The organism is Rhodobacter sp. NTK016B (genome assembly GCF_017303295.1).
Taxonomy (GTDB): domain Bacteria; phylum Pseudomonadota; class Alphaproteobacteria; order Rhodobacterales; family Rhodobacteraceae; genus Pararhodobacter.
In genome coordinates, this window is record NZ_JAFKOK010000019.1 from 60658 (window position 1) to 69369 (window position 8712).

Below are 8712 nucleotides of genomic sequence, written 5' to 3' on the forward strand. Positions count from 1 at the left end.
GCCCCCGGTTGCACCCGCGCGCGCGCCATGCATCATGACGGCAAAGCAAGGAGACAGGGATGCCCGATGTCGACTGGACCCGCCTGAAGGCGCATGAGCTGCGCGCGCTGGCCGCAAGCAACGCGGTGGTGATCCTGCCGATCGCCTCGATCGAGCAGCACGGCCCCCATCTGCCGGTGATGACCGACACGCGGCTGGGCCACGAGATCGCCCTGCGCGCCGCCCGCAAATCCGTCGCCGGTGGGCGCCCGACCGTGGTGGCCCCCGTCGTCTGGTCGGGCCTCTCCGAGCACCACATGCCCTATGGCGGCACGCTTACGCTCAGCCACGCGACCTTCCGCGCCGTGATCGCCGATTTGATCGACGCGCTCACCCGTCACGGGTTCCGCGACATCCTGATTTCCAACAGCCATGGCGGCAACCAGATCGCCATGCAGCAGATCTGCGACGAACTCGCGCCGAAAAGCCCCGCCACCCTCGTCGCCACCACCTATGTCTCGGAAGCGGGCGAAAGCCTGTCACGGCATTGCGAAGACCAGCCCGGCGTGATGCATGCGGGCGAAGCCGAGACCTCGATGATGATGGTCTGCGAACCCGATCTCGTCGACACGTCCGAGCTGGACACGCTCACCCAGGCGATGGACGGCGCGCGGTTTCTGAAGGCCGGAACCGCGAGCTACCGCTGGCGCCCGTTCCAGCATGTCACCGCCAACGGCGTCGTCGGCAATCCGACCCGCGCCAGCGCCCGGAAGGGCGAAGCGATGCTCGAAGCCGGCGCCGAGGCGCTGGCGAAACTGATCCTCGATCCTGAAACCTGGGCCCCCGTCGACGACATCCGCGGCCCGGGCACGAAAGGCATTCCCTTCCAATGACCGACTATCTCACCACCCCGCAGGGCCGCCGCCTTGCCTATGTTCAGACACCTGGTAATGGCCCAGATACCGGCCCTGGCATCGTCTTCCTCGGCGGCTTCAAATCCGACATGACCGGGACGAAGGCGCAGTTTCTCGAACACTGGGCCAAGCAGAACGGCCGTCCCTTCCTGCGCTTTGACTATTCCGGCCACGGCCAGTCGTCGGAAGACTTCCTCGACGGTGCGATCGGCGACTGGTTCGAAGACGCGCTGGCCGCGATCACCGTGCTTACGACCGGCAAACAGGTGCTGGTGGGGTCGTCGATGGGCGGCTGGATCTCGCTCCTCTGCGCCCGCGCGATCCCCGAACGTGTCGCAGCGCTGGTCGGCATCGCCGCCGCTCCGGATTTCACCGAGGATTCGATGTGGGCGGGCTTCAGCGAGGCCCAGCGCCATGAACTCTCGACCAAGGGACAGGTCGCACTGCCGTCGGAATATGACGACGGCCCCTATGTCATCACCCGCCGCCTGATCGAGGACGGCCGCACCCGGCTGGTCCTGCGCGATCCGCTGCCCCTGCCCTTTCCGGTGCGGCTGCTTCAGGGCACGGCGGATGAAGACGTGCCTCCCTCGGTCGCGCTCAGGCTCCTCGATCATGCCGAGGGCCCCGATATCCGACTGACGCTGGTCAAGGGCGCCGATCATAGGTTTTCCGAGCCCGACAATCTGTCGCTTCTGGCCCGGACGCTCGAGACGTTGCCGCTCTGAGCCGCCCCTGCCACCCTTGGCCGGGTGCCCGCGCACCCTGCCCTTTCACTTTGCCGAAAAATACTCATCCTCCCTCGCCGCAGACGATGACGCCGGGCCCAACCCTTGACGCCGCCGCCCCTCTTGCCGCATGAGAAGGCCGTGCGGTCCCGTAGCTCAGCTGGATAGAGCGGCTGCCTTCTAAGCAGTTGGTCAGGGGTTCGAGTCCTCTCGGGATCGCCACACCCTTCATAGTGCCTTGATAATCAAGCGTTTTTAGAAGTTTTACACTCTGGGGCCGGGTGTTTTACATCGTTCTGTAGATGTTCTTCGCCCATAACCTGCCGCCGGCGGTCCGCCGTCGCGGTGTAATGCTCGGCCTCGCGCAGCGTTTTGTGGCCGCCCCAAGACATGATTGCCTGAGTCGATCCGCCCGCTTCGGCGATCGCTGTCAGGCGTCCGGCGCGCAGCCCGTGGGCTGTCTTACCCTCGATCTTCGCCTCGCGCGCGGCGATGCTGATCAGATTGGACAGGCCCTTGCCGGACCGAGCTTTGCCGGCCCGGGTCCCCAGCATCATGAACCCGCCCGGCGCCACGGCGCGAACGGCGGTGATCGCCTCAGCCCGCGCCTGCTCCCAGCCACGGGCCCATGCCGGCAGGGGCGAAGTCCAGGGCACATACGCCATTCCGCCCGTCTTGCCCTGCCGGAAGGCCAGCACTCCGTCCGGACTGACATGCGCCCAAGCCATGGTCGCTGCATCGTCAACGCGGCACCCGGCCCACCAGATCAGCTCGAAACAGCCACGCGCCGTTGTGCCGATCGGCCAGCGCTTCCGGAACTTCTCGATCTCGGTTTCGGTCCATGGCGCCCGGTCTTTGGTGTTCTCGACCTGCTTCTTGATCCCGACGCTCGGATCGACATCGATCCAGCCACGCGTCACGCTATGAGAGAAAACCAGCCGCCAGGCGCGCAGCCTCTTGTTCGACTGGATCGGCGCCAGCTTGCCCAGATCCGCGCGGATGTGCTTCGTCAGGATCTTTGCCAGTGCGAGATCACCGTAATCGGCGCGGATCGCGTCAAACTCCCGGCGCATCATCGCGCGGTAGCCTTCCGACAGGCTCGCGAATTTGTGGCCACCAGCCGTGTCTTGGACCGCGTGGGCCAGCGTTCCCGTCGCCGCCGCGCCTTTTGCTGGACGCGGTGCCAGCGCTTCCTGGGCGGCCCATGCCTCGATGAACGCCGGATGCGTCTCTGGCAGGTCAGGCAAGAGGGCACGGGTGACGCGGTGATAGCGGTAGATCTTCCCGCGGCGCGTGATCCGATGGACGCGAGGCAGTTTCACCGCGTGATCCCGAAGGCCCTGTCGCATGCCGCCGCGTCCTCATCCCCTTGGCTGTCCCCTTCATAGGGCAGCTCGGACGCATAAGCGTCAAGGTCGAGACGGTCATACAGCCGTTTCGCGCCCAGCTCTTTGCGCGGGATATTCAGCGTGGCGAGCTTCGACGCGGACACGCCAAGATAGGCCGCTGCCTCCGGGGCTGGCAGCAAACGCGGCACGAAAGTGATGCCAGCGCGGGCAGTCATTTTGACGGTCCCATGTGCAAAACCGACAGACCGTCGAGGAAATCGGGAAACGAAATGTCTCGGCCGAGGGCGTCACGGCAGGCCTTGAACGCCATATACTTGGCCTTCCCGGCGTTTTCGGCCTCAAAGGTCGCCCCGTCGAACCAGCGAGGAGTGATGACATAGCGTTTCTTAGCGGTCATTGCGGGCTTCCCTGCGGAAAATCGATTCGATCCAGCTGACAGGCCGCTGCGCCATCGTCCGGAGAGTGTCGATCGCCTCAAGGCGTTGTTCGACGGCTGCGATGACGGCGTCCTGCAGCTCGTAGGTGGTGAAACGGTGATCGCAGCTGGCGCAGCGGCGCCGGCGGCGGATGGTCGGAAGATCTCCAAGCGCCGTGCCGCGCGAGTCGATGACGGTCGTCGCGCCATGGCAGCGCGGACAGGTCAGGCCATCAGGCATCATCCCCTCCCTGCCCGCTCGTTTTCTGGTGCCGCCCGCACGTGCGGCACAGGTCACGCGGGATTGACGCCAGTGCGGTCGCGAATGTGGCTAACAGGGACATGGAAACCTCGGGAGGAAAAATGCGCCCGGGCGGCGGGACAGACGCCGCCCGGGCAGGTGCGCGCCGCCGAGGCGTTCAACGGCGCGGGGCAGGAACCTGGATCAGGCGGGCTGTGCGCCCATCTGGCGACGGAGCGCCGCGTCGACGGCCTCGGCAAGCCCGCGCGGGGTGGTGATCGTGTCGAGGACGCTGTCAGGGATCACGACCTCGAACAGGGTCTCGGCCTCGACCGCGAAGACCATCAGGTCGAGGCTGTCGAGATCATGGTCAGCGAAAACCAGATCGGGGGTGACCTCGCCCGCGAGGCGCGGCACTTCGCGCTCGACCAGCGCAATACAGCGCGCAAGGGTGTCGTTTGTCATTGCGCGACCTCCCTCTGCAGGAAGGGCCCAAGCGCATCATCCTTGGCCTGCGCGCACTTGCGGATTTCCCGCGCCGCCTCTTCAAGGCGCCTGGCGGCGGTCCAGAGCGCGCCGTCGTCAAAGTAGATCATCGCAACGTCGACGATTTTGGTCACGGCGGCTGCGCTGAGGATCTGGGTATCGTCGCCGGCCATCACACGGCCCTCCGCGTGGTGCGGAACGTGCAGTTCCGGGCGCGGTGTTCGCGCTTGAGCAGGCGCCAGCGGATCCAGCGGGCGCGTGCGTCGCCGGGCCCGAGCGGGTCGATCAGGTTGGTGGTGTCGTGCATGACTTCACCCCTCGCTCAGGGCATCGGACCACGGCGCCAGCGCCTGCTCTTCGCGCTCGCGTTCGATGTCCTGCGCGGCACCGTTGCGGAAGCCTTCGAGGATGGGTTGACCGTGCCGCCAATCGATCCAGCCGAGGAAGATCGTCAGCTGGTGGATCATGCGCTGGTAGCTCAGCGCGACCTTGGGATCGCGGGCGCGCGGCAGACGCTTCCACAGCTCGGCGATCTCGCTTTCGATGTCAGGCTTCGGCTGATCCTTGCCGTCCCTGAACGCCCGCTTCAGAACAATCTGCGCCCATTCCGCAGCCTCGGGTTCCGTGATCGCGCGGGTCAGGGTCAATTCGGGGATCGGATCGCCCCGGCCAGCGCGCTCCAAGAGATTGAGGCGGAAAGTCTTGGTCAGCCGCATCGCCGCCTGAAAGCCGTAATCGGGGGCCTCTTCGGTGTCGCCCGCGTCGAAGTGCGCGTTGCGCACGCCGATCAGCTGCAGGCGGTCGGGGGTGTTGTCGGTGTCGGGCATTGGTGTCTCCCATCAGGTGAACCGCGATCAGCCGGGTGGCGTCTTCGGCGGGCGATGCGACGCAATATGCGTTGCCCATGAGTGCGAGTCAACACTTTTTGTGTCGCAACTGAGAATCAGTCAGCAAAAAGCCCCGTCGCGAAACGGGGCTGGATCACGCGATGTGTGAGGTTTTCCGTTAGCCGCGACGGGGGCCGGCGGTTCTCGCGCGCTTCACCCAGATAATTGCGGCAAGCCATTCGCATTGGGCGCGCCGGATCGGCGGCGTATTCCAGCTTTCGAGGGTCACAGAGCCGTCAGGCTCGGCCCGCACCAGCTTCACGAACTTCCTGCCGTCGGTGAGGGAAACCACGCATTCCTGACCGTCCGCAGCCTGTAGCGGGGTGTGGGTATCGTAAATGAGAACATCGCCCTCCATGTATCGCGGGTACATGCTATCCCCACGAACCATGACCGCAACGGCGCTGGGGCCAATTCCAGGGGGCGGATCGATCTCATCGAGCGCGCCGCCATCGTCAATCGCGTAAACTTCCGCTCCTGCGCCAACATACCCCACCAGCGGCACTGCCTTCTTCCTCGCATCCCCTACTCCCAAGAGTAACCACTCAGGGGAGACTCGAAAAGCCCGGGCGTAGATCTCGGCTCGCTTCTTGGGGAAGTTCCTCTGGCCGTTCTCGTGCGCCCGGTAGGTTGTCTCGGGCCAGCCGAACCGGCGCGCAGCAGAGGCTGCATCGCTGAAACCGGCATCTTCGCGCGCGCGGCGCAGTCGTTCGCTCATATCCATCCCGTCCGAATAACAGGCAACGCGACACAAGGGGTGTTGACGCAGATTGCTTTGCAACGCATATTGTATCGCATGGACAAAGACACCTTCATCTCGATTTGGGGCACCGCTGCTGACCTCGCTCGCGCCATTGGTGAGGGTGAGACCACGGTCCGTGCTTGGTTCGCGCGCCGGTCCATTCCGGCGCGCTATGACGCGAAGATCATCGCAGCGGCCCGCGAGGCCGGGCGGGGCAAGTTCGGACCCGTTGAAATGTTCGCGCTGCGCCAATCCCTCTCCGCCGATGACGCGGCGCCCACGCGCGCCGCCTCCTGACCTTCCTTCACCCGGCAAGCATGCCGTTGAGAACGCAACAAGCCAAGGAAACCCGGTTACCCGCCATGACTGACGCCCAGACGATGATCCACGTCCTCATGCAGGGCCTTGTCGAGCATGCCGGCGGTCCGGAGAACGCGGCACGCCGTATCGGCGCCCGGTTCGGTGACAAGGCCGAAGACGTGATCAAGGCAACCCGCAAGGGGACGATCTCGCGCCGGTGCAACGGGACGCTGACCTGGCCGCTCGATGAGATCATGGCGCTCGAAGAGGCGACGGGCGATTACCGGGTGCGCGAATGGCTTGCGGCCAGCCGGCCGCAGGCTGCGGCGGACGCCTCGCTGATGCAGCTGACCGGCGATGTCTCGCGCGAAACCGGCGAGGCGATCAGCGCCGTGCTGGCAATGCTGTCGCAGAACGGCACGCCCGAGAACGCGCTGAAAGAGGCGCTGGAGGGGCAGGCCTTTCTCGACCGGCTGGTCGCCGAGTTGCGCGAGGTGGTCAAGTGAAGGTCGCCGTGTTCAATCAGTCCCGCCCCCGCCAGCTGCGCCGTGCCGCGCCGGCATGGGATACCGCCTGCATCGGTCGCCGGGTGGCGAATGTGGCGGTGATGGATGGCTGGACGCTGGAGACGTCGCTGGCGCTGGTCGAGGCGATGTGCAGCGGGTCCTCCGGTCCGTTGCGCGCAGCCACCGCGACGGGCCGCGCGCCCGAGGATTGCCGGGCGCAGTGGGAACGGCTGATGCCGGTGACCTATCGCGGCAGCATCGGCAATCAGGCGACGCTGCTGTCTGCGCTGCGTGCGGCGGTCGCGCAGAAGGCTGGCGCGGCATGAGCGCGCCGCGCGGATCCTTCGGGGGCTGGTCCCCGCGCTGCCCCGAGGTCTGGGCGTCAATCCTGTGCCCCGGATGCGGCAAGTCACATGCGCTGGCGATGTGTCCGTGTTGCGGCCTTCCGGGTCGTCGCGCGCCGATGCCGAAGAAGAAATGAGCATGACCGAGTCCATCCGCCCTCAATTTGATGTCCTCGCGCTAAGCAAAGAGCTGGCGTCCGTCATCCTGGCTCGCACAGGTGTGCCGCTGGCTCGCGTGCAGGCTTCGGGCGTGCCGGGTCAATGGCTCGAACTCGTCGTCGTTCTGGATGACGACGGAGTTTTCGACGTCACGCTCACTTCACGCCCGGAAGACGATCCCGGAGCGCCCGAATGACCGAGACCTTCCGCCCCCTCGGTGAGCTGGCCGACGAACAGGTCATGCGCCTTGCCAACCGTTGCGGTCGGTGCGCGGTGCGGATCGTCGTCTGGCTGCGCGCCGATGGGGGCGTGAAGACGCTGGCCGAAATCTGGGAAGAGGTCGCGGCGCCCGTGCCCGAGATCGAGGCGACCCTCGCCCGGCTCGATGCCGCCGGGCTGACCCAGCACCGCGACATGATCATGGATCACGGCACCGAGCTTGTCTGGTGGGCGCCTCGCGTCGTGACGGCCGCCGAAACCCCCGCCCGCCCGGAGGACATGGAATGCACCCGAGCCTGAAACAGATGACACTGGCCGAAACGCGCGAGCTGCGCGACGCGATGGGCAAGTTGTGCGATGCCGGCGGCGTGCTGGAACGCGCGGGCATGGAGGTCACCGTGTCGCTGACCGACCGCGACACGACCCTGCGTGTTCCGTCGCTCTGGGGTACGCCTGGGCCGGTCGACACCGTTGTCGAGATCGATGACGTCCCGGCGACTGCGACCTATCCGGCGACGACGGTGCCCGAGGGCGAGGACGCAGATGACGAAGACGCCGCGCCGCCTGCGGAGGCTATGACCGCGCCGTCGCCCCTGCCCTATGGGGAGCGCGAGATCGGCAAGGACGGCCTGTTGCGCGGGCCTTGGCTGAGCGAAGAGGAAGACACCATCCGGCGCATGCACGCCGCCGGCGACAGCTGGCCCGCGATCGCCAAGGCGCTCGGGCGCCCGGTAACGGCGGTTTCTTATCGTGGCCGCAGCCTTCGCCTGACGAAGTCCAAAGCCGCAGCGCCGAATACCATTCGAACCGGGGGCCGTTCCGGCAGCGATATCGCCCCCGCTCTGTCCCCCGGCAAGACGCCCGCCGACGAGTGCATCGGGTCGCCGCAAGGCGTGTCGGCCGAGGCTGCGCCGGGGGACACCCAATCTCAGACTTCCGGGGTCGCGGAAGCGCCGAAGAGCGCACCCGCGACAGCAGGCCCCCGGGAGCGCGCGCCGGCCCGGGACGTTCCCTCGGCCCGGGCCGGCGTGAACGCGGCCCCTGCGGCGGTGGTGACACCTTCCCCCTCGACCCCGCCGCAGGGTGCCGCCCGAAACAAGGGCATGGCCTGCCCGGACGATCTGAGGGGGCTGCAGCGCGAGGTGTGGTTCCATCTGGGATCGCTGGCAGCCGATCCTGTGTTCGACACCGAGCTCGACCTCGACCTGGTCGAGGGTCTTGCCTCCAGCCGCAAGCTCGGTGAATTGGCGCTGGATCTCGGGGTGGATGCCGCGAAGGCCAAGGCGCGCTTTGCATTGCTGACCGAGGTCATCCGCGACCACAAGGACAGGATCACGACCGACGGCCAGCCGGCGCTTCTGGCGGTGCTGCGCCGTCGGGCCCAGATGGAACGCGGGGTGGCTGCGTGACGATTCAGCCGTCCATACCGGCCCCACGGTTGCG

General features: G+C 66.5%; 17 protein-coding genes and 1 tRNA gene. 9 read left to right on the top strand and 9 right to left on the bottom strand.

Annotated features, from left to right (window positions below):
- Positions 1-59 precede the first annotated feature (59 nt).
- The 3 genes from JI664_RS21295 (at position 60) to JI664_RS21305 (ending at position 1843) form a co-directional block, all read left to right on the top strand.
- Positions 60-872 carry a creatininase family protein gene (locus JI664_RS21295; protein WP_207015802.1) on the top strand — a complete coding sequence of 271 codons (813 nt, stop codon included), beginning with the start codon at positions 60-62 and terminating at the stop codon, positions 870-872.
- A complete protein-coding gene (locus JI664_RS21300; RefSeq protein WP_207015803.1) occupies positions 869-1621 on the top strand; it encodes an alpha/beta hydrolase in 753 nt (250 codons plus the stop codon). The genes JI664_RS21295 and JI664_RS21300 overlap by 4 nt, the downstream gene beginning before the upstream one ends.
- A gap of 145 nt (positions 1622-1766) precedes the next feature.
- Positions 1767-1843: transfer RNA gene (locus JI664_RS21305), tRNA-Arg, on the top strand.
- A 23-nt stretch (positions 1844-1866) separates the two neighbouring features.
- Here JI664_RS21305 and JI664_RS21310 read toward each other — a convergent pair.
- The 9 genes from JI664_RS21310 to JI664_RS21345 form a co-directional block, all read right to left on the bottom strand.
- Positions 1867-2943 (bottom strand): tyrosine-type recombinase/integrase, encoded by a 1077-nt coding sequence (locus JI664_RS21310; protein WP_349768757.1) that lies wholly within the window; start codon positions 2941-2943, stop codon positions 1867-1869.
- The gene (locus JI664_RS21315) at positions 2940-3185 is read right to left on the bottom strand and encodes a DNA-binding protein (protein ID WP_207015805.1); all 246 of its coding nucleotides are present in this window, start codon (positions 3183-3185) and stop codon (positions 2940-2942) included. Before JI664_RS21315 ends, JI664_RS21310 begins: the two co-directional genes overlap by 4 nt.
- On the bottom strand, positions 3182-3367 hold the full coding sequence (locus JI664_RS21320) for a hypothetical protein (RefSeq protein WP_207015806.1): 186 nt from the start codon (positions 3365-3367) through the stop codon (positions 3182-3184). The genes JI664_RS21315 and JI664_RS21320 overlap by 4 nt, the downstream gene beginning before the upstream one ends.
- Positions 3357-3626, bottom strand: a complete 270-nt coding sequence (locus JI664_RS21325) for a hypothetical protein (protein WP_207015807.1) — start codon at positions 3624-3626, stop codon at positions 3357-3359. The genes JI664_RS21320 and JI664_RS21325 overlap by 11 nt, the downstream gene beginning before the upstream one ends.
- Before the next feature lie 204 nt (positions 3627-3830).
- Positions 3831-4091: an acyl carrier protein gene (locus JI664_RS21330; protein ID WP_207015808.1), complete on the bottom strand. Its 261-nt coding sequence runs from the start codon at positions 4089-4091 to the stop codon at positions 3831-3833.
- Complete coding sequence (locus tag JI664_RS21335; protein WP_207015809.1) at positions 4088-4285, bottom strand: hypothetical protein; 198 nt, start codon at positions 4283-4285, stop codon at positions 4088-4090. The genes JI664_RS21330 and JI664_RS21335 overlap by 4 nt, the downstream gene beginning before the upstream one ends.
- On the bottom strand, positions 4285-4419 hold the full coding sequence (locus JI664_RS24115) for a hypothetical protein (RefSeq protein WP_286174227.1): 135 nt from the start codon (positions 4417-4419) through the stop codon (positions 4285-4287). Before JI664_RS24115 ends, JI664_RS21335 begins: the two co-directional genes overlap by 1 nt.
- A gap of 4 nt (positions 4420-4423) precedes the next feature.
- Positions 4424-4939, bottom strand: a complete 516-nt coding sequence (locus JI664_RS21340; RefSeq protein ID WP_207015810.1) for a hypothetical protein — start codon at positions 4937-4939, stop codon at positions 4424-4426.
- A 178-nt stretch (positions 4940-5117) separates the two neighbouring features.
- Positions 5118-5717 carry a LexA family transcriptional regulator gene (locus tag JI664_RS21345; protein WP_207015811.1) on the bottom strand — a complete coding sequence of 200 codons (600 nt, stop codon included), beginning with the start codon at positions 5715-5717 and terminating at the stop codon, positions 5118-5120.
- 78 nt (positions 5718-5795) lie between these two features.
- Here JI664_RS21345 and JI664_RS21350 point away from each other — a divergent pair, with 78 nt between their 5' ends.
- The 6 genes from JI664_RS21350 to JI664_RS21375 all read left to right on the top strand — a co-directional run bounded on the left by JI664_RS21350 (position 5796) and on the right by JI664_RS21375 (position 8678).
- Positions 5796-6038, top strand: a complete 243-nt coding sequence (locus JI664_RS21350; protein WP_207015812.1) for a carph-isopro domain-containing protein — start codon at positions 5796-5798, stop codon at positions 6036-6038.
- A gap of 65 nt (positions 6039-6103) precedes the next feature.
- Positions 6104-6547, top strand: a complete 444-nt coding sequence (locus JI664_RS21355) for a hypothetical protein (RefSeq protein ID WP_207015813.1) — start codon at positions 6104-6106, stop codon at positions 6545-6547.
- A gap of 8 nt (positions 6548-6555) precedes the next feature.
- Positions 6556-6873, top strand: coding sequence for a hypothetical protein (locus JI664_RS21360; protein WP_207015814.1), 318 nt, complete (start codon positions 6556-6558; stop codon positions 6871-6873).
- Positions 6874-7030: 157 nt separating this feature from the next.
- The gene (locus JI664_RS21365; protein ID WP_207015815.1) at positions 7031-7246 is read left to right on the top strand and encodes a hypothetical protein; all 216 of its coding nucleotides are present in this window, start codon (positions 7031-7033) and stop codon (positions 7244-7246) included.
- Entirely contained in the window at positions 7243-7569 is a 327-nt protein-coding gene (locus tag JI664_RS21370; RefSeq protein ID WP_207015816.1) for a hypothetical protein, read from the top strand. The genes JI664_RS21365 and JI664_RS21370 overlap by 4 nt, the downstream gene beginning before the upstream one ends.
- Entirely contained in the window at positions 7554-8678 is a 1125-nt protein-coding gene (locus JI664_RS21375) for a hypothetical protein (protein ID WP_207015817.1), read from the top strand. The genes JI664_RS21370 and JI664_RS21375 overlap by 16 nt, the downstream gene beginning before the upstream one ends.
- The last annotated feature ends 34 nt before the right edge of the window (positions 8679-8712 follow it).

Coding starts and splice junctions, on each gene's coding strand:
- JI664_RS21295 (WP_207015802.1), top strand. CDS start 60: ATGCCCGATGTCGACTGGACCCGCCTGAAGGCGCATGAGCTGCGCGCG.
- JI664_RS21300 (WP_207015803.1), top strand. CDS start 869: ATGACCGACTATCTCACCACCCCGCAGGGCCGCCGCCTTGCCTATGTT.
- JI664_RS21315 (WP_207015805.1), bottom strand. CDS start 3,185: ATGACTGCCCGCGCTGGCATCACTTTCGTGCCGCGTTTGCTGCCAGCC.
- JI664_RS21320 (WP_207015806.1), bottom strand. CDS start 3,367: ATGACCGCTAAGAAACGCTATGTCATCACTCCTCGCTGGTTCGACGGG.
- JI664_RS21325 (WP_207015807.1), bottom strand. CDS start 3,626: ATGCCTGATGGCCTGACCTGTCCGCGCTGCCATGGCGCGACGACCGTC.
- JI664_RS21330 (WP_207015808.1), bottom strand. CDS start 4,091: ATGACAAACGACACCCTTGCGCGCTGTATTGCGCTGGTCGAGCGCGAA.
- JI664_RS21335 (WP_207015809.1), bottom strand. CDS start 4,285: ATGGCCGGCGACGATACCCAGATCCTCAGCGCAGCCGCCGTGACCAAA.
- JI664_RS24115 (WP_286174227.1), bottom strand. CDS start 4,419: ATGCACGACACCACCAACCTGATCGACCCGCTCGGGCCCGGCGACGCA.
- JI664_RS21340 (WP_207015810.1), bottom strand. CDS start 4,939: ATGCCCGACACCGACAACACCCCCGACCGCCTGCAGCTGATCGGCGTG.
- JI664_RS21345 (WP_207015811.1), bottom strand. CDS start 5,717: ATGAGCGAACGACTGCGCCGCGCGCGCGAAGATGCCGGTTTCAGCGAT.
- JI664_RS21350 (WP_207015812.1), top strand. CDS start 5,796: ATGGACAAAGACACCTTCATCTCGATTTGGGGCACCGCTGCTGACCTC.
- JI664_RS21355 (WP_207015813.1), top strand. CDS start 6,104: ATGACTGACGCCCAGACGATGATCCACGTCCTCATGCAGGGCCTTGTC.
- JI664_RS21365 (WP_207015815.1), top strand. CDS start 7,031: ATGACCGAGTCCATCCGCCCTCAATTTGATGTCCTCGCGCTAAGCAAA.
- JI664_RS21370 (WP_207015816.1), top strand. CDS start 7,243: ATGACCGAGACCTTCCGCCCCCTCGGTGAGCTGGCCGACGAACAGGTC.
- JI664_RS21375 (WP_207015817.1), top strand. CDS start 7,554: ATGCACCCGAGCCTGAAACAGATGACACTGGCCGAAACGCGCGAGCTG.